This window comes from Halomonas sp. DP8Y7-3, from assembly GCF_019801675.1.
Classification (GTDB): Bacteria; Pseudomonadota; Gammaproteobacteria; order Pseudomonadales; family Halomonadaceae; genus Halomonas; species Halomonas litopenaei_A.
The window spans coordinates 216152-233779 of sequence record NZ_JAHVIO010000019.1; the positions used below are offsets into that span (position 1 = coordinate 216152).

Annotated in this window: 16 protein-coding genes; 4 read left to right on the forward strand and 12 right to left on the reverse strand. The window is 63.4% G+C overall.

Annotation, left to right across the window (positions count from 1 at the left end; all coding sequences use genetic code 11):
- Positions 1-179: 179 nt before the first annotated feature.
- From KUV86_RS18570 to KUV86_RS18605, 8 genes are all read right to left on the reverse strand, one after another.
- Positions 180-1196, reverse strand: a complete 1017-nt coding sequence (locus tag KUV86_RS18570; RefSeq protein ID WP_222486100.1) for a septal ring lytic transglycosylase RlpA family protein — start codon at positions 1194-1196, stop codon at positions 180-182.
- Complete coding sequence (gene mltB, locus KUV86_RS18575) at positions 1193-2269, reverse strand: lytic murein transglycosylase B (protein ID WP_222163455.1); 1077 nt, start codon at positions 2267-2269, stop codon at positions 1193-1195. The genes KUV86_RS18570 and mltB overlap by 4 nt, the downstream gene beginning before the upstream one ends.
- Positions 2270-2412: 143 nt before the next feature.
- Entirely contained in the window at positions 2413-3570 is a 1158-nt protein-coding gene (rodA, locus tag KUV86_RS18580) for a rod shape-determining protein RodA (protein ID WP_206943277.1), read from the reverse strand.
- Positions 3570-5471 (reverse strand): penicillin-binding protein 2, encoded by a 1902-nt coding sequence (mrdA, locus tag KUV86_RS18585; RefSeq protein WP_206943279.1) that lies wholly within the window; start codon positions 5469-5471, stop codon positions 3570-3572. The genes rodA and mrdA overlap by 1 nt, the downstream gene beginning before the upstream one ends.
- A gap of 33 nt (positions 5472-5504) precedes the next feature.
- Positions 5505-5972, reverse strand: coding sequence for a 23S rRNA (pseudouridine(1915)-N(3))-methyltransferase RlmH (gene rlmH / locus KUV86_RS18590; RefSeq protein ID WP_222163457.1), 468 nt, complete (start codon positions 5970-5972; stop codon positions 5505-5507).
- Positions 5969-6331, reverse strand: coding sequence for a ribosome silencing factor (rsfS, locus tag KUV86_RS18595; RefSeq protein ID WP_206943283.1), 363 nt, complete (start codon positions 6329-6331; stop codon positions 5969-5971). Before rsfS ends, rlmH begins: the two co-directional genes overlap by 4 nt.
- Positions 6332-6420: 89 nt before the next feature.
- Positions 6421-7068 (reverse strand): nicotinate-nucleotide adenylyltransferase, encoded by a 648-nt coding sequence (gene nadD / locus KUV86_RS18600; RefSeq protein WP_222486324.1) that lies wholly within the window; start codon positions 7066-7068, stop codon positions 6421-6423.
- Positions 7069-7115: 47 nt separating this feature from the next.
- Positions 7116-8354, reverse strand: a complete 1239-nt coding sequence (locus tag KUV86_RS18605) for a glutamate-5-semialdehyde dehydrogenase (protein WP_222486326.1) — start codon at positions 8352-8354, stop codon at positions 7116-7118.
- A 165-nt stretch (positions 8355-8519) separates the two neighbouring features.
- Here KUV86_RS18605 and KUV86_RS18610 point away from each other — a divergent pair, with 165 nt between their 5' ends.
- The 3 genes from KUV86_RS18610 (at position 8520) to KUV86_RS18620 (ending at position 11788) form a co-directional block, all read left to right on the forward strand.
- Complete coding sequence (locus KUV86_RS18610; protein ID WP_222486102.1) at positions 8520-9386, forward strand: hypothetical protein; 867 nt, start codon at positions 8520-8522, stop codon at positions 9384-9386.
- Positions 9379-10308, forward strand: a complete 930-nt coding sequence (locus KUV86_RS18615; RefSeq protein ID WP_222163465.1) for a GGDEF domain-containing protein — start codon at positions 9379-9381, stop codon at positions 10306-10308. Before KUV86_RS18610 ends, KUV86_RS18615 begins: the two co-directional genes overlap by 8 nt.
- Positions 10309-10381: 73 nt before the next feature.
- Positions 10382-11788: a bifunctional DedA family/phosphatase PAP2 family protein gene (locus KUV86_RS18620; RefSeq protein WP_222486104.1), complete on the forward strand. Its 1407-nt coding sequence runs from the start codon at positions 10382-10384 to the stop codon at positions 11786-11788.
- 96 nt (positions 11789-11884) lie between these two features.
- On the opposite strand, the gene KUV86_RS18625 is transcribed toward KUV86_RS18620, so the two are convergent.
- Genes KUV86_RS18625 through mpl form a run of 3 tightly spaced genes read right to left on the reverse strand, consistent with a single transcriptional unit; the run spans position 11885 to position 14553 of the window.
- Positions 11885-12508 (reverse strand): LysE family translocator, encoded by a 624-nt coding sequence (locus KUV86_RS18625; RefSeq protein ID WP_206943293.1) that lies wholly within the window; start codon positions 12506-12508, stop codon positions 11885-11887.
- Between the two features lie 40 nt (positions 12509-12548).
- Positions 12549-13178 (reverse strand): flavin prenyltransferase UbiX, encoded by a 630-nt coding sequence (locus tag KUV86_RS18630; protein ID WP_222486106.1) that lies wholly within the window; start codon positions 13176-13178, stop codon positions 12549-12551.
- Positions 13171-14553, reverse strand: coding sequence for a UDP-N-acetylmuramate:L-alanyl-gamma-D-glutamyl-meso-diaminopimelate ligase (mpl, locus tag KUV86_RS18635; RefSeq protein ID WP_222486108.1), 1383 nt, complete (start codon positions 14551-14553; stop codon positions 13171-13173). Before mpl ends, KUV86_RS18630 begins: the two co-directional genes overlap by 8 nt.
- Positions 14554-15085: 532 nt before the next feature.
- Between mpl and KUV86_RS18640 the strand changes: the two genes are divergently transcribed.
- A complete protein-coding gene (locus KUV86_RS18640; protein WP_222486110.1) occupies positions 15086-16345 on the forward strand; it encodes a 6-phosphofructokinase in 1260 nt (419 codons plus the stop codon).
- A gap of 201 nt (positions 16346-16546) precedes the next feature.
- On the opposite strand, the gene KUV86_RS18645 is transcribed toward KUV86_RS18640, so the two are convergent.
- Positions 16547-17512, reverse strand: coding sequence for an AraC family transcriptional regulator (locus KUV86_RS18645; protein WP_261397712.1), 966 nt, complete (start codon positions 17510-17512; stop codon positions 16547-16549).
- Positions 17513-17628: the final 116 nt, after the last annotated feature.

Consider the following 17628-nt stretch of genomic DNA (forward strand, 5'->3'; position numbering starts at 1 on the left):
CAGGGCCGCGCACACAAAAGCAACTGGCAAATAGCGGCGAGAAAGAGATGACTTGAAAATCATGGTGAACGTCTCGTTACAACAGTCGGGGAAAGCGGCGTTAAACGTCGCCGCACAATTTTAATCACACATCGATACCCGCGAACTTCACCGTGGCGCCGGTTTAACGGCGCCCACGGCTAGCGCCCATCGACGACAAAGGTCTGCTCAAAGCCGGCCTGACGCAAGCGTTCTCTGATCGGCTCCGCCTGGCCTCGACTGGCCAACGGCCCAACCTGCACCTTGTGCAGGCCACCGTCACTGGCCACCCGCACATCCTGGTTCAAGCGCTGCTCCAGGTCTGACTTGAGGTCTCGAGCGCTGGTCGCAGAACCCAATGCCGCCACCTGAATGTAGACACCCTCGGCTGCACCCGCACTCGCCGGCGCTGGGGCCTCTTGTCGGGCACCACGCTGAGCTACCGCGGGAGCCTGTGCCGCAGAGCGGGACGGCGTCGCAGCTGGCGGTGCTGATGTTTGCTGAGCAGATGTTTGCCGAGCCTGGGCTTGGGACGCAACAGCCCCGGACGACGCCTCAGCACCTCGCCCACCGTTGGCCTGCCACTGACCAGCATCGATGGCACTGACGCGCACTCGACCAGTGCCATTATCGAGGATGTCCAGGCGCGCTGCCGCCGCATAGGACAGGTCGATCTCGCGGTCATCATGAAACGGACCACGGTCATTGACCCGCACGATGACCGAGCGACCGTTATCCAGATTGGTCACGCGAGCAAAGGTCGGCAGCGGCAGTGACTTGTGGGCGGCGGTCATCTTGTACATGTCATAGATTTCGCCGTTTGAGGTGGCATAGCCATGGAACTTCTGGCCGTACCAGGAGGCTGTGCCTTCGCGCTGATACCCGCTCGGGTCGTCCATCACGTGATAGGTCTTGCCCCACACCTCATAGGTCGACCGGTTGCCTGCACGGGAGCGCGGCTCATTGCGCGGTACCGCGTCCGGCACCTGACTGACATCAGGTGGGCTTTGAGGATACGCATCACCACTCATGGCGTAGCGGCCACCACTGGAACTGGGCGCCTCACTCTGGGTGGCCGCCCCGTCCGCACTTGGCGCATTGCCGGGACCACCGCTGGCACACCCGCCCAGGGCGACCAACAGCGACATGGTGGGCAGCAAGCGCGATCGCAGGCTCATGTGGTCGCCTCCAGCTCCAGCGCATTCCACCACTGGCGCTTTCCCAGGTCACGCACCTGGGCGATGGCCTCGGCAAGCTCGGTCACCGCCATGGCGTACAGATGGCTGTGATTGTAGCGGGTGATCACGTAAAAATTGGTATCGGCAAGGCGATAGCGCACGCTGCCATCTTCGCTGTCGAGTGCCAGCGGAATCACCTTGCGATCGCCCGCCAGTGGCTCCTGCGGGCGAATGCCCTGGGCTTCCAGTGCGGAGACCTGCACGTAAGGGCGCTGGGTACGATTGAAATTGATCGCAGCAGGTGTGGTCGCAGGACCCTGTGCTTCCCAGTACACCTCGCCGCCGGGCTGCCAACGGTGCTCGGCAAAGTAGTTGCCAACGCTCCCAATGGCATCGACGGGGTCGGTCCACAGGTTGCGATGCCCATCGCCGTCAAAGTCCACGGCGTAGGCTTGATAGCTGGTAGGAATAAACTGGGGATAGCCCATGGCACCGGCATAGGAGCCTTTCAGGCTGCCAGGATCCACGCCCTGCTCGTAGGCGATATCGAGAAAGGCCTCCAGCTCGCCCTCGAAGAACTCTCCCCGACGCGGATGGTGGAAGGCCAGCGTCGACAAGGAGTCCAGCACTCGGTGGTCGCCAGTAATCCTGCCATAGCGGGTCTCGACGCCAATGATGGCAGCGATGACCTCCGGCGGGACTCCGTAGCGCTGCTCGGCCCGCTCGAAGGCATCAAGATGGGTCTCGATAAAGGCGGCACCCTCGTTGATGCGCTCCTCTCCGAGGAAGATATTGCGATAGCGCTCCCAGGTCATATGATGCTCGGCGGCACCACTCATGGCTTCGAGCACCGACGGCTGGAACTGCGCGCTGGCCATGGTCTGCTCAAGCCATTCCCGGGAGATCCCCTGCCGCTCCAGGCGTCCCATCATGTCGTTGACGTCGGGGGTCGCGAAGTCCTGCGCCGCCGCCGACAGCGACAGCGTCGCAAGCAGGCCGCCCAACACGCTGCCCAGCCAGCCACGGCGTGTCGCACCAACGCCTTCCCTTCCCTGGATCAGGGGTACTGTCATCAATCTTCTCCCTTGGGACACGCCGTGTCGCCTGCCAGCACTATCGCAAATGCGATGGCGAACAGGGTGGCGACGGCTGTCGCACGCCCATGTGCGCTCTCTGGCGGCGATCTGGCATGAACCCGTAAGCCTGTTCATCGACGCTATCGAGGCAGCAGTCGACGGTGTGCATTGACCGCCATGAGAATACCGAAACCGGCCATCAAGGTCACGCTGGACGTCCCTCCGTAACTGACCAGAGGAAGCGGCACGCCGACCACGGGAAGAATCCCGCTGACCATGCCGATGTTCACAAACACATAGATGAAGAACGTCAACATGATGCCACCGCCCAGCAAGCGGCCAAAGGTGTCTTGCGCCGCGCCAGCCAGCCACAGCCCCCGCGCAACAATCAGCAGGTAGAGCACCAGAAAGGCCAGCATGCCTACCAGGCCGAATTCCTCACCCAGCACCGCGACGATAAAGTCCGTATGTCGCTCAGGCAGAAACTCGAGCTGCGACTGGGTCCCCTCTAGCCAGCCCTTGCCCCAGATACCGCCGCTGCCGATGGCCGTGGTCGACTGGATGATGTTCCAACCAGCGCCGAGCGGATCGCTCTCGGGGTCCAGAAAGGTCAATACCCGCTGCCGCTGATAATTGTGCATGTTCATCCACAATAGCGGTAAGGCGGCCCCCGCCAGGGCCACCATGGCACCGATGAACTTCCACGAAAGGCCCGCCAGCAAGATGACAAACACCGCCGCCGAAGCCACCAGCAACGAGGTACCAAGATCGGGCTGACGGGCGATCAGCCCCACCGGCAAGGCGATCAGCAATGCGCAGCCCGCCAGCACCCTCCAGTTCGGGGGCAACTCGTGCCGACTGATCCAGGCAGCGATCATCATCGGCATGGCGATCTTCATCATTTCCGAGGGCTGGAAGCGCACCACGCCAGGAATCACCAGCCAGCGCTGCGCCCCCATACCGATGTCACCGAGAATCTCGACCGCCACCAGCATGACCACACCGGTCATGTAGGCGGGCAGCGCCCAGCGCATCAAGGTCGCCGGAGAAAACTGAGCGAGCACCAGCATCACGGTCCAGGCCACACCGAAGCGAATTGCCTGGGCGGTGACCACCCGCATGTTCTCGCCGCTGGCGCTATACAACACCGCCAGGCCGCTGACCATCAGCAGCAGCAGCATCGCCAGCAGCCACGGATCGATATGCAGCCGCTGCCACAGAGAAATGCGCCTGGCGATGCCGCTGGCGGGGGGGCGTACCGGATGACCACGCAATGATCGCACGAAATCGACGGCCATCAGTCGGCCTCCTCTGGGTCATCTTGCAGCGGATCGCTATCGTCGGATACCGGCTTGCCGGCGTTGTGATCCAGGATCCAGGCATCCGCCATGGCTCTGGCAAGACCGGCGGCGTGGGTCGAGCCACCGCCGGCGTTTTCGACGATCACCGCGATGGCAATCTGGGGGTCTTCCACCGGAGCGAAGGCCATGAACAAGGCATGGTCGCGCAGACGTTCGCGCAGCTCGGCGGCGTTGTACTTCTGGTTCTGGCCCAGCGAGAACACCTGGGCGGTGCCGGACTTGCCGGCCATGCGATACTGAAGCCCTGCCCCCGTGCGCCGGGCGGTGCCCTCGCGACCGGACAGCACCTTCTCCATGCCATTGAAGACCCGTGTCCAATAGGCATCGGGAGCATCGATATCCGCTGGAGTGTCCGGCAAGTCGACCGGCACATCTTCCGCGCCGATGCGCTTGGCCAGGCGCGGGCGTACCCAATGCCCGCGATTGGCCAGTACCGCGGTGGCCGACGCCAGCTGTAGCGGCGTGATCTGCAGGTATCCCTGCCCAATGCCTACCGACAGCGTCTCCCCGGGATACCAGGGCTGATTGAAGCGCGCACGTTTCCAGTCGCGGGACGGCAGCAGGCCATCACCCTGGCCCGCCACATCGGCGGCAACGCGAGTACCGAAGCCGAAAGCGCCCAGGTTGGCGTCGATCCGATCGATGCCGAGCTCGTGTGCCAGGGAATAGAAGTAGGTGTTGTTGGACACCGCCAAGGCACGTTCGAGATTGACCCGACCGTGGCCCCAGCGCAGCCAGTTGCGATAGCGGCGCTCATCATTGGGCAGCTGGTAATAGCCAGGATCGTAGATCACTTCATCTGGCGTGACGGCGCCCTCGATCAACCCGGCCATGGCCATGAACGGCTTGATCGTGGAGCCGGCGGGATAGCTGCCGCGAGTGGCCCGGTCGAACAGCGGCAGATCGATATCGTTCTGCAGGCCACGATAGGAAGCGACATCGATACCGGTCACGAACTGATTGGTATCAAAGCCCGGCACCGATGCCATGGCCAGGATCTCGCCGGTCTGGGGGGCAATCGCGACGATGGCACCGCGGCGGTCATCCAGAAGGTCCACCGCGAGCTGCTGCATGTCCATGTCCAGGGTAAGGGTCAGGTCCTGCCCCGGTTCAGGATCGGTGTGCCCAAGCTCGCGCAACACCCTGCCGCGGGCGTTGGTCTCCACCTTGCGAAGTCCCGCTCGCCCATGCAGCTGGTCCTCGTAGAACCGTTCCACGCCAGTCTTGCCAATGAAGTGCGTCCCGGCGTAGTTGCCCGGGTCAAGAGACTCCAGCTCCTCGGCATTGATTCGCCCGACATAGCCCAGGGCGTGGGACATGATTTCGGCATCGGGATAGAAACGCAGCAACTGCGCCTGGACCTCTACCCCTGGCAAGCGGTGGCGGTTGACCGCCAGTCGCGCAATCTGCGCTTCCGTCAGATCACTCATCAGCAGCGCCGGCTGGTAGGGCCGCTGCCGCTGACGTGAGCGCACCTTGAACGCCTCGACCTCTTCTGCCGGCAGATCCAGCAGGTCGACCAACAGCTCGAGAGTGGCGTCGAGATCGTCCACCCGCTCGCGCACCAGGGTCAGGTTATAGGTGGGACGGTTTTCTGCCAGCAGCTGACCGTTGCGGTCGTAGATCAGGCCCCGCGTGGGCGGCAGGGGCTCGACCCTGACGCGATTTTTCTCGGAACGCGTGCTGTAGACCTCGTGCTGAACGATCTGCAGGTAGCAAAGGCGGCCAACCAGCAGGCCCGACAGCAGTACCACCACGACGCCAGCGAGGCTTGCTCGCATGCGGAAGATGCGTAGCGCTTGCTCGGGATTCTTTAGGGTGTCTCGACGCTTACGCATGCGAGGGGCAATCCTTGTCTGGCTCAGAAGCCGTCACCGATGGTAGGGATGCCCCACCATCAGCGTCCAGGCACGATAGAGTTGCTCGGCCAGTACCAGCCGAACCAGAGGGTGAGGCAGGGTCAAGGGGGACAATGACCAGCGCTGATGAGCCCGCGCCGACAGCGCGGGATCGAGACCATCAGGACCACCTACCAGCAACACGACGTCACGGCCACCGTGGCGCCATTGATCGGCGTGCTCTGCCAGGACTTCCGTCGTCCAGGGCTTGCCCAGCACTTCCAGCGCCACCAGGTGCTCGTCTCCACGCAGGCGCGCGTCGATACGTTCTGCTTCCTGGGTGATCGCGCGTGCCGTATCGGCATTCTTGCCACGATGCCCCGGGGCAATCTCTTCAATCTCGAGGCGAAAGTCCTTGGGGAGACGCTTGCGGTACTCCTCGACGCCATCAGTGACCCAGCCTGGCATGCGTGTACCGACCGCCAGCAGGCGGACCCTCATGCCTTGGCCTCTTCCTCTGGTGCCGGGCTGTCGCTAGGCAAGTCTGACCACAGGCGCTCTAGGTCATACAGTGCGCGGGTGTCAGGCATCATCACATGCACCACCACGCTACCGAGATCCACCAGCACCCAGTCAGCACCGTTGTCGCCTTCCACGCCAAGCGGCTGCACACCCTGCTCCTTGGCGTTGGTAATCACGCTGTTGGCCAGGGCCGCCACATGCCGTGTCGAGGTGCCGCTGGCCACCACCATCCAATCCGTCACGCTGGTCAATCGCGACACGTCGAGCACTTCGACGTCCTTCGCCTTGATATCGTCTAGCGACTCGATTACGAGCGCTTTCAATGCTTCAATCTGCATAGCCCCTCATCACTGGGTATTCATCGACCGTCTATTGTACCCGCTGACGCGCCTTATGGCAGTGCGATTCCAGCGCTTCCACGAATTTCTCACTCAGCGCCGGAAATCGCTGGATTCCGATACAGTCCCCGGGACTCGATACGCTGCACCACCGGCTCGGGCAGGAGGTAACGCACGCTCTCGCCCTGAGCCAGGCGCTCACGCACAAAGGTGGCGGATATGGCCATGCGTGATGGCAGCGACAGCCGCAGCAAACGGCCCTGGGCCTCTTCCATCAGTGCTTGGCAGTCATTGACCTCACGACCGGCTATCAGTTCCTCAAGAGCCGCCGGCAACGCGCCGATATGGTCTGGACGGTCGATCACGACCACATGGGCCAGGTCGAACAGCTGCTCGGGCCGATGCCACTGCGCGAGCTTCAAAAATGCATCATGTCCCAGCGCCATGACGATCCGCGCCTTTTCACCGTAGCGCTGTCGCAATGATGCCAGGGTCAGAGCGCTGTAGGACGGCCCTTCTCGCTCCAGCTCGCACGGGTCCGCCAGCAGACCCGGGGTGTCTCCGATCCCCAACCGCAGCAGCGCCAGGCGCTCCTGAGCCGACACCTGTGGACGGCCCCTCAAGGGCGGCTGCGCCGCCGGAATCATGTGCACGCCGTCCAGGCCGAGCACGTCCCTCAGCTCTACCGCCGTGCGTAGATGACCGTGATGCACCGGGTCGAAGGTCCCCCCCAGCATGCCGATGCGTGCGGGCCCATCGGTGATGGAAAACGACACCTGCTCACTCACTGGCGAATCTGACCATCACCCAGCACCACGTACTTGCGCGTAGTGAGGCCTTCGAGACCGACGGGGCCGCGGGCGTGCAAGCGGTCGGTGGAAATGCCGATCTCGGCACCCAACCCGTACTCGAATCCGTCGGCAAAGCGAGTGGACGCATTGACGATCACTGAGCTTGAGTCAACCTCGGCCAGGAAGCGCCGCGCCAGGGTATAGTTCTCGGTGACGATCGCTTCCGTGTGTCCGGAGCTGTACTGCTCGATATGCGCCATCGCAGCGTCGATGCCATCGACCACCTTGACCGCCAGGATCGGCGCCAGATATTCGGTCGCCCAGTCCTCATCGCTGGCAGGCAACCAGCTGTCCACCACTTCGCGGGCACGCTCGCAGCCGCGCACTTCCACCCCTTTTTCCGCGTAGACACCCGCGAGCCTCGGCAGCAGAACGTCGGCCACTGCCACGTCCACCAGCAGGGTCTCCATCGCGTTACACACACCGTAGCGATGGGTCTTGGCATTCACCGCAATGGCCTCGGCCTTGTCGAGATCCGCATGGGCATCCACGTAGACGTGGCAGATACCATCCAGGTGCTTGATCACCGGCACCCTGGCCTCCCGACTGATGCGCTCGATCAAGGACTTTCCACCGCGGGGTATGATCACATCAACGTAGTCAGGCATGCTGATCAGATGACCCACCGCAGCGCGGTCAGTGGTCGCCACACACTGCACCGCAGCGTCCGGCATGCCCGCTTCGCCGAGCCCCTTGGCGATGCACTGCGCCAACGCAAGGTTGGAGGCGCTGGCCTCGGAACCGCCACGAAGAATGCAGGCGTTGCCCGATTTGAGGCAGAGACTGGCCGCTTCCAGCGTGACGTTGGGACGCGATTCATAGATGATACCGATAACGCCAAGGGGGACGCGCATCTTGCCCACCTGGATACCACTTGGCCTGGCGGACAGATCACTGATCTCGCCGACCGGGTCAGGGAGAGCCGCGACCTGATGCAGCCCTTCGATCATCGCATCGATACGTGCATCGTTCAGCGCCAGGCGGTCGAGCAGCGCGTCATCGAGCCCCTTGTCACGACCACGCGCCATGTCATCACGATTGGCCGCCAGAATCTCTGGTCGCGCCTCATCCAGTGCCTTCGCCATGGCCTTCAGCGCATGATTCTTGGCGGCCGGAGTCACACGGCGCATGGCAGAGGCAGCCTGCCGGGCACGCTGGCCGACGGCATTCATGTAAGCACTGACATCGTCGATGGTGGCGGAGGTGGCGCTGGCAGAGTCGGACACGATGGGAAGTTCTCCTTGACGTGTTCTACCCCCCAAACTGGACACCAGCTAGGGGGCAGGGGAAAGCGTGGGGCGGGTCAGGAACCACTGAAGAGGCCATAGTAAGACAGCATGCGGATCAAGTACAAAGTCGGACTGTTCAAGCTGAATATCTTTGCCGCTGCCGGGCTGCTGGCAGCCTGCGCGCTGCTGTCCGACCAACCTTGGGACGGCATCTTGCTGAGCCTGGCCGCCCTGTGGTTTGCCTTGACCGGCCTGGCCCTGGAGTTCAGCCATCGGCGGCATGCCTACCGCCCCTGGCTCGCGGTCGCCAGCCTTTTGCTGGCGGCCCTGGTCATGCTGCCAGGACATACCAACGCTGCCTGGCTATGGGCCTGGCCGTGCCTGCTCGCACTGCCTCAGCCGCGCTGGATGCAGCTGCTCAATGCTTCCCTCGCCGGCCTCAGCTGGTGGAGCCTGATCGACCGACTCAGTCCTCATCACTGGATCCTGGTAGGACTCCTGCTCACCTGCCTATGCCTATTCGCCATCAGCCGCTCACTGCCTGGTGGGCACTCGCTGCGGCTGGTGCGCAAGCGAGCCCGGCTGGCGCCAGGCCTGGCGCTGTGGTCGGCGGAGCAGCTCGAGCGCGATCTGGTCAAGGAAAATAGCCGTGCCGCCCGTGACGACGTCCACGCCGAGCTGCTGCTGATCCACGTCCAGGGACGGCAGCTATGGCGCATCGCTCAAGAGGTATGCAGCCAGATCAAGTCCTTCGAAAACGCTTACCAGCTGGACCAGAAAACTCTCGGCGTGCTGTTGACCAGCCGCGACGCAGACCAGGCAAGACAGCGCCGCCAGGAGCTGCTGGACGCTATCGACGCACCCACTCACTCACGCGCCGTGCCCCTTACGCGACTGGATAATCTGCCGCGAATCCTGGAGACCCTCGGCCAACAGCGTCCATCCCCTCAGGTGGTGGAGGAAGCGCATGACTGAACACCCGCAGTGGCGACGCTCCTGGCGCCTGCTCGCTGACCTGCTGGCTGCCCTGCTGCTCGCTGCCGTCGCGCTATGGCACTACCTGATTGGTCAATACGAATACATCCTGCTGCCTGCCGTACTGTGCTGCCTGGTCGGCGTCATCGCCTACCTGGATGCCCGGCGCAACTCGCGACTTACTCATTACCTGCTGCTGATATGCGCCTGCCTGATGCTGTATGACCAGGCACTCATCCACTCAACCCTCGACCCGATCTGGACGAGCCTGCCGATTGCCTTGGTCTTGCTGCTGCTGCCACTGGGACCCGCCTTGGTGCTGTCGTGCCTGGCCCTTCCCCTCTGGCTATTCATCCACAGTCAGATGACCCCTGACGTGGCCCAGGTGATCAGCATGCTGACCTTCCTGGCCTGCTGCACCCTGGCTAGCTGGGAGCATCTACGCCAACGGGACCTCGCTCGCGCTACCGACCCGAGCGATGCCGACTGCGACGCCCTCAATCACGCCACCCTGCACGAGCGTCTGACCGGAGAGCTTGAACGCGCCCAGCACCTGGACCAGCGTCTCGCCGTGGTCATTCTGCATCTGCCTCAGCTTGAGGTAGCCAGCGAGCAGCACGGCTCACGTCTACAGCTGTCACAGCTCGATCAGCTCTGTCGTGCGGTCCACCTGCACTGCCGCGACCACGACATCCTGGGCAGGCACTGCGCCGACACCTTCTGGCTGATCCTCCCTAACACCACGGAAAGCGGCGCCTTGCTGGTCACCAAGCGACTCGAACAGGCCTTATCCGAGGTTCGCCTGGCGGACCTGGGTCCGCTGACCCTTCGCTCGCAATTGTGTGCCCTCAAGCCGGAAGAGGACTGGCAGGTCTTCCTGGAGCGCTTGCAGCGACGCACCCAGACCATGACGGCGGACTGACCGGTCAGCCAATGCCCAGCGGCTCGCGACTGTGGCATCATGCCGCCTCGCCGCCAAGCAAAGGAGAGTAAGGGTGGGAAATGCCGGGGACTGGCTGATTCAATGGGCGCCTTCGCCTGGCCTGCTACTGCTATCCGTGTTCGCCATCGCGCTAGTGGAATCACTGGCCCTGGTGGGGGTGGTGGTGCCAGGCGTGGTTCTGATCACCGCAGCAGCGTCGCTTGCAGGCCATCAGGAAATCGCGGTGGGCTGGGTCATGGCGTGCGCGTTTGCCGGCGCGATCGTTGGCGATGGGGTCAGCTATACCATTGGCTACCGCTATCGGGAGCAGGTCACCACCATGTGGCCACTGTCCCACCATCCGGAATGGCTGTCACGGGGCGCCCGCTTCTTCCAGCGCCACGGCCCACTATCGGTACTGCTGGGCAGGTTCGTCGGTCCCGTAAGGCCGATCGTGCCGCTGGTCGCGGGCATACTGCACATGCCACCCGCCACCTTTACCTGGGCCAACGTAGGCTCAGCCGCACTGTGGGCGCCAGCCTACATCCTGCCTGGCTATCTGCTGGGGCGTACCTGGCAACAGTGGCTTGCCCTGCCCCAGGACCTGCATCCCTGGCTCACCGCTCTGGGCATCACGGTTGTCGCGCTCGCCATCATCTTCTCCTTGGTCCGCCACCATGCGTCACCGCCAGGGTTCCTCTTTCGCAGCCTTTCCTGGCTGACCCTGCGCCTGCCGGGTGGCCAGCGCCTGTGGCGCTGGCTCGCCCCGACCCACGAGGACGAGCCACCACTGGCTACCTGGCTATTGCTACTGGGAAGCCTCACCGCGCTGTGCGCCTGGACCCTGGTGGTGCTCCAGGCAGACGGCCCACTGCCCATGGACGAACGCCTCAACGCACTGGTCAGCAGTCTCGACATCCCCCACCTAACCACCCTGTCGACGAGCCTGGCCAAGGCAGGCGACACGCTCGGGGTCATCGTTCTGGCGCTGCCCTGGCTGGGCTGGCTACTGTGGCGTCGCCGCTGGGCGGCGCTGAGTCACATCGCCGCGGGGCTTGCGGGCATCGGCCTGCTCAACACCCTGGGCAAGAGCGTCATTGGCCGACTGCGCCCGGATGCACCGGACTATCTGGCGGACTCCCTGTCCTACCCCAGCGCCCACACCTCCACGGCCGTCGTGCTCTACGGCCTCGCCGCTGCCTTCATTGCCCAGCGACTCCCCCACCATCGGCGCTTCTGGCCCTACTGGGTGGCGATTGCCATCATCGTTCCCATGGCCCTGTCACGTATTGTGCTGGGGGTACACTGGTTAAGCGACCTGATCGGCGGTGCCCTGCTGGGTCTGGTGGTGTGCGCGATGGTGCAGCTGTCATGGCTGAGGCGCGAGCGGCCTGGCTTTGCGGGCTGCCCAGGCGCATATCTGGGGCTGGCGTCCCTTGTGCTGATCAGCGCCCGGATGCTGTGGCTGCCGCCCGTATAGCCAGGAACGTAAGGAGCGAGCTGCCTGAGAAACAGGGCGTCTGTGTCAGCGCTTGCCATTCCCGCTGGCCATTAGCACGTCTATCACCGACGACGGCTACCCCAGCGCCAGCCAGAAGCCGACGCCGATCATCAAGGTCCCGGCAATACGATTGAGCAGCCTGACGCTACCGCCCCGTGCCAGCAGGTGGCGAAGGCTCTTGCCACCACTCGCGTAGAGCAGCAGGCAGCTGAACTCGAGACTCAGAATAATCACCACAAGCCCCGCCAACTGCCCCATCAGCGGACGTGAAGGCTCAAGGAACGGCGGCAATAGCGCGACGAAGAAGGCCCAGCCCTTGGGGTTGGCCACCGCAGTGACAAAGCCCTGCATCGCCAGTTCCCGTCGCGCCGGAGGGGCCGCCGCGTCGATCTCATCGGGGATCGCCATGCGCCCGCGGGAGCGCCACATCAGCACCCCCAGGTAAACCAGGTAAGCGCCGCCCAGCCACTTGAACAGCGCAAACAGCGCCGGCAGCTTGAGCATCAGGGCAGCAACGCCAGCACCGGCCGAGAACGCAACCAGGCCGACGCCGACCAGCTCACCCAGCATCATCCAGAGCGCGCGCCTGACGCCTTGGGTCATGCCCAGCACCATCGCCAGCGTCATGCACATGCCAGGGGTAAGCGAGACCAGGAAAAACGTAGGGATAAAGACAGAAAGTACCGAAAGGCTGGGCATGGGTTTCCTTTCCCATAGAATTCAAAGAACAGGCGGACCTTCAATCGCCGGATGTTGGCTCGCCCCAGCGCGGCATCAAGCGATGATCGATGCCTAGCTGATTCAGGATTCGCGCCACGATAAAGTCCACCAGATCATCGATGCTCTGTGGCTGGTGATAGAACCCGGGAGCCGCTGGCAGCACGACGGCCCCCATGCGCGTCAGGCTCAGCATATGCTCGAGATGAATGGCGGACAGCGGCGTCTCGCGAGGGACCAGCACCAGCTTGCGGCGCTCCTTCAGCGCCACATCGGCGGCACGCTCGATGAGGTTGTTGCTGGCACCACAGGCCACCGCGGACAGCGTACCGGTGGAGCAGGGACAGATCACCATGGCACTACTGGCGCCAGATCCGGAGGCCACCGGCGACATCCAGTCCTCACGCCCGAAACAGCGAATCTGCCCCTTCTGCGCCGCAAAGCGCGAGGTCAACGCCTCCTCCAGCAACGCTGGACGTGGCGGCAGCGATTCCTCGGTCTCGGTGGCGATCACCAGGTGCGCCGCCTTGGAGATCATGACCCACACCTCATGCCCGGCGCTGACCAGCACATCGATCAACCGCAGCCCGTACTGGGCACCCGAGGCACCCGTGATGGCAACGGTGACGGGCGACTTGAAGTCCTCAGCCATGAGCGCGCTCCAACGCATCCAGCAACAGCTGATGAATGCCGCCAAACCCACCGTTCGACATCACAACGATACGATCATAAGGCCGCGCCTCTGCGACCAGTGCCGCGACCAGAGCCTCGATGTCAGTCGCCAGGTGGGCGGTGACCGGTGACGCCTCGACCACACTGTTGAGCGACCAGTCGAGCCCCGCGGGCTGATACCACCAAACCTGGTCGGCCGAGGCTACGCTGGCGGCCAGGCGGTCGCGCAGGGTGCCCAGACGCATGGTATTGGAGCGTGGCTCGATTACCGCCAGCAGCCGTCCGCGCTGGGTGGACGCCTGTAACCCCGACAGGGTGGCTTCTATCGCGGTAGGGTGATGGGCGAAGTCATCAATGACCTGAATATTGGCGATCTCTCCCCGTACTTCCTGGCGCCGCTTGGGGGTTTCGAAACGAGACAGTGCCGCCGCTCCACGAGCAAGATCGACATCGAAGTAGCGGGCGGCGGCCAGCGCTGCCAGCGCATTGTGTGCGTTGTAGCTGCCGGTCAACCCCCAGTCGACCACCGCGTCTACCTCGACACCCTGGGGGTCGCGATGAATGACCCGGAAACGGCTGGCGTCTTCGCGCTCCAGCTCGATTCGCCAAGGCGACGTCGTGGCCTGCCCCATGCGCTCCACCGGCGTCCAGCACCCTGCCGCCAGCACTCTCTCCAGTGCATCGTTGTCGTCGCTGACCAGCAGCAGGCCGCGACCGGGAACGGTACGCACAAGATGGTGAAACTGCCGCTCGATAGCCGCCAGATCAGGAAAGATGTCGGCGTGATCGAACTCCAGGTTGTTGAGCACGGCGACCAATGGGCGGTAATGCACGAACTTAGAGCGTTTGTCGAAAAAGGCGGTGTCGTACTCATCGGCTTCCACCACAAAGGGGGCCGACGCCTCGCCCAACCGGGCGGACACGCCAAAGTTGCGCGGTACACCGCCGATCAGGAACCCAGGCTCGAGCCCTGCGCTGTCGAGCAACCAGGCCAGCAGACTGGCGGTGGTGGTCTTGCCGTGAGTCCCTGCCACGGCCACCACAGGACGTCCCGGCAGAACGTGTTCGGCGAGCCATTGCGCCCCTGACACGTAGGGCAAGCCCTGGTCCAGTACCGCCTCGACTTCAGGATTGCCCCGCGACAAAGCGTTGCCGATGACCACGAGGTCCGGTGCAGGCGTCAGATGATCCCCGCTAAAGCCGTTCTGCAGCGCGATACCTGCTGCTTCCAACTGGGTGCTCATGGGCGGATAGACATTGGCATCCGAGCCGCTGACCTGATGGCCCAGCTCACGGGCCAGCAACGCCAGGCTACCCATGAAGGTGCCACAGATACCGATGATGTGAAGATGCATGTCGCCTCCATCGCTCCGCCTGACTCACCCCGACCCCCGCCCACAAGGCTCAGGGAGCGCCATGGCGACGTTAAGTTGGCGGCAGACTAGCACGCCGTGACCAAGGCCTCCAGAGCCACCCAGACAGCGGGGCGTGTTGCCTGTCACCCACCAATTTACTTTGTGTTGCCCTCGCCCACCCTTGGCAGCGCGTTACCACCGATCTACAGTCGCCCCGATCCGGCAACGCCCTGGCCAGTCACAGCGCCAGGGGGTACACGCCAGGGGTGATCCCTTGCGGGCCAGCCAGATGGACTGGCACCGATGGCACCTATTGCCACAGCAGCACGCACTCAGGGTGCAGGGGACCGGGTGATCGGATAAAATCGCCGACCATGCCGGCAACCCACGCCACAGCGGCTGCACCGCAGGCTGTGCATGTCGCACTCGGAGACGGCGGCCAACCACGGCCCGACAAGGACGCTATACGGCCTCCGCCTGTCCCGGGATCATCCTTCTTTCCGACCCTAGCAACCCAGGAGCCCCACGCCTCATGGCCCAGCACAATGCTTTCTACGCCCAGTCCGGTGGCGTCACCGCGGTCATCAACGCCAGCGCCTGCGGCGTCATCGAGACCTGCCGCCGCCACAGCGACCGTATCGGAAAGGTCTATGCAGGCCATAATGGCATCATCGGCGCCCTGACCGAGGATCTGATCGACGTCAGCCAGGAGTCAGACGACACCATTGCTGCGCTGCGCCACACCCCGGGCGGCGCCTTCGGCTCCTGCCGTTACAAGCTCAAGGACATCGAGAGCCACCGGGCCCAGTACGAGCGTCTGATCGAGGTGTTCAAGGCCCACGACATCCGCTACTTCTTCTACAACGGCGGCGGCGACAGTGCCGATACCTGCCTCAAGGTGTCGCAGCTCTCTGAAAAAATGGGCTATCCGCTGACCGCCATCCACGTTCCCAAGACCGTGGATAACGACCTGCCCATTACCGACAACAGCCCGGGCTTTGGCAGCGTCGCCAAGTACATCGCCACCTCCACCCTGGAAGCCTCCATGGACATCGCCTCCATGTGCGCCACCTCCACCAAGGTGTTCGTACTCGAGGTCATGGGACGCCACGCGGGCTGGATCGCCGGCGCAGGCGGCCTGGCGGGACAAGGGGAAGGCGAGCCGCCACACCTCATCATCTTCCCCGAGATCCCCTTTGACCGTCGCCAGGTCATGGAGCGCGTCGAGTACGCCGTCAAGAACTACGGCTACTGCGTCATTGTTGTCTCCGAGGGGGCACGCTACGAAGACGGCACCTTCCTTGCCGACTCCGGCAACACGGATGCCTTTGGGCATCGCCAACTGGGCGGTGTGGCACCGACACTGGCCGGCATGGTCAAGCAGGACCTGGGCTACAAGTATCACTGGGCCGTGGCAGATTACCTGCAGCGTGCAGCACGCCACCTTGGCGCCAAGACTGACGTCGAGCAGGCCTACGCTGTCGGAGTCAAGGCGGTCGAACTGGCGCTGGACGGCCACAATGCCCAGATGCCCGCCATCAAGCGGGTCAGCGAGAACCCCTACCGCTGGGACATCGAGGCCGCGCCCCTAGCGGACGTAGCCAACCGCGAGAAATTCATGCCCCGCGACTATATTCGCGAGGACGGCTTTGGCATCAGTGAAGCGGGTCGTACCTACCTGGCCCCCCTGATCCAGGGCGAAGACTTCCCGCCTTTCGAGAATGGGCTGCCAAAAATGGCCAAGCTGAAGCTCGCCCGGGTCGACAAGCGCCTGCCAGAGTTCAGCCTTTAAGCCACGCCCCAAGACACACCCGAGGCTCTGCCTCGGGTTTTTTTTGTGCGCACGATTCGGTGCCACCTGAGTCGCTTCTTTGTCTAAGGGCTCCGTCTAGCACCTGGACAATGCCGTTCGTTCTCTCCCCCAGAGAAACGTGACGTTCTGTGGCGTGAGGCCACGGCGTCTGATCGCAGCTTAGCCCTTGCCAGCCTCAACCTAGAATGCCGCGTCTGGGGGGTTGTCAGCGCCAGCAAAACTCCGGTGCCGCAAGCTCTCGATGTCGCGTTTGGGAGGTGCGCCAAACAGGCGACTGTACTCGCGGCTAAACTGCGACGGGCTCTCGTAACCCACCTGAAACGCGGCGGCGGCGGCATCATAAGCGTCGTTCAGCATCAAACGCCTGGCTTCGCTAAGGCGTAGCCACTTCTGATACTGCAAGGGGCTCATCCCCGTCAGCTGACGAAAATATTGGTGCAGACTCGATGTGCTCATCTGCGCTTGGGTCGCGAGCTCAGCGGTGCGCAGCGGCTGTGTGTAATTCGCCTTCAACCAATCAATGGCTCTGGCAATCCGCTGGCTTTGGCTACCAACCGACGCAATCTGCCACAGACGTGGTGCCAGATCGCTTTTAAGCAGACGGTAGTGGATCTCACGCTCGATCAGTGGCGCGAGCACCGCCATGTCAGCGGGCTCGTCGAGTACCCCGAGCAGACGCCTGAAGGGCTCCAACAGCTCAGGGGTGAGCGTGCCGATAGACGTGCCCGCCTCGCTGGCACGAGCACGCGGTGGCGGCAGCCGGATCTGCGAGATCAGCTCCGTCATGACAGACAGATCGAGTTTGAAGGATAGCCCCAGGCACGGCATGTCCGTGCTGGCCTCCAGCACTTGCGATCGAGCGGGGAGATCCAGCGAGTTGATCAAGAAGCGCTTGGTGTCGTAGGCATAGGCCTGCTCGCCGACCAGCATTTGCTTGGCCCCCTGGACGACGATAACAATGCTGGGCTGCACCATACAGGCGCAGGGCTCGGTCAGGGCCTCACGCCTGAACAACGCCAGGCTTTCAAGCTCGGTCGCGCAATCCTCCAACCCTAGCGTACGCCCCCCAATCAAGCCCGCCAGGTCTGCGTGGATAGCGTCAAGCGATCCCATGTCGCGTCGCTCGATGTGAAGTTGAACTGGCATAGAAGGTCTCCCTGCGCCTCTTTCCACGACGATATCTCGCCCACCCTTCCTAGTCGAACCGTGCTCCATGAACTCGGAGTATCAGGCAAGAACCTTGGCCAATCCATCTACCGTCT

Excerpts from the sequence above, each read along its gene's own strand:
- rlmH (WP_222163457.1), bottom strand. The coding sequence starts at position 5,972 with ATGAGGGTCCGCCTGCTGGCGGTCGGTACACGCATGCCAGGCTGGGTC.
- KUV86_RS18605 (WP_222486326.1), bottom strand. The coding sequence starts at position 8,354 with ATGAATGCCGTCGGCCAGCGTGCCCGGCAGGCTGCCTCTGCCATGCGC.
- KUV86_RS18615 (WP_222163465.1), top strand. The coding sequence starts at position 9,379 with ATGACTGAACACCCGCAGTGGCGACGCTCCTGGCGCCTGCTCGCTGAC.
- mrdA (WP_206943279.1), bottom strand. The coding sequence starts at position 5,471 with ATGCGTAAGCGTCGAGACACCCTAAAGAATCCCGAGCAAGCGCTACGC.
- KUV86_RS18570 (WP_222486100.1), bottom strand. The coding sequence starts at position 1,196 with ATGAGCCTGCGATCGCGCTTGCTGCCCACCATGTCGCTGTTGGTCGCC.
- KUV86_RS18610 (WP_222486102.1), top strand. The coding sequence starts at position 8,520 with ATGCGGATCAAGTACAAAGTCGGACTGTTCAAGCTGAATATCTTTGCC.
- KUV86_RS18640 (WP_222486110.1), top strand. The coding sequence starts at position 15,086 with ATGGCCCAGCACAATGCTTTCTACGCCCAGTCCGGTGGCGTCACCGCG.
- mpl (WP_222486108.1), bottom strand. The coding sequence starts at position 14,553 with ATGCATCTTCACATCATCGGTATCTGTGGCACCTTCATGGGTAGCCTG.
- mltB (WP_222163455.1), bottom strand. The coding sequence starts at position 2,269 with ATGACAGTACCCCTGATCCAGGGAAGGGAAGGCGTTGGTGCGACACGC.
- KUV86_RS18645 (WP_261397712.1), bottom strand. The coding sequence starts at position 17,512 with ATGCCAGTTCAACTTCACATCGAGCGACGCGACATGGGATCGCTTGAC.
- nadD (WP_222486324.1), bottom strand. The coding sequence starts at position 7,068 with ATGCTGGGGGGGACCTTCGACCCGGTGCATCACGGTCATCTACGCACG.
- KUV86_RS18630 (WP_222486106.1), bottom strand. The coding sequence starts at position 13,178 with ATGGCTGAGGACTTCAAGTCGCCCGTCACCGTTGCCATCACGGGTGCC.
- rodA (WP_206943277.1), bottom strand. The coding sequence starts at position 3,570 with ATGGCCGTCGATTTCGTGCGATCATTGCGTGGTCATCCGGTACGCCCC.
- rsfS (WP_206943283.1), bottom strand. The coding sequence starts at position 6,331 with ATGCAGATTGAAGCATTGAAAGCGCTCGTAATCGAGTCGCTAGACGAT.
- KUV86_RS18625 (WP_206943293.1), bottom strand. The coding sequence starts at position 12,508 with ATGCCCAGCCTTTCGGTACTTTCTGTCTTTATCCCTACGTTTTTCCTG.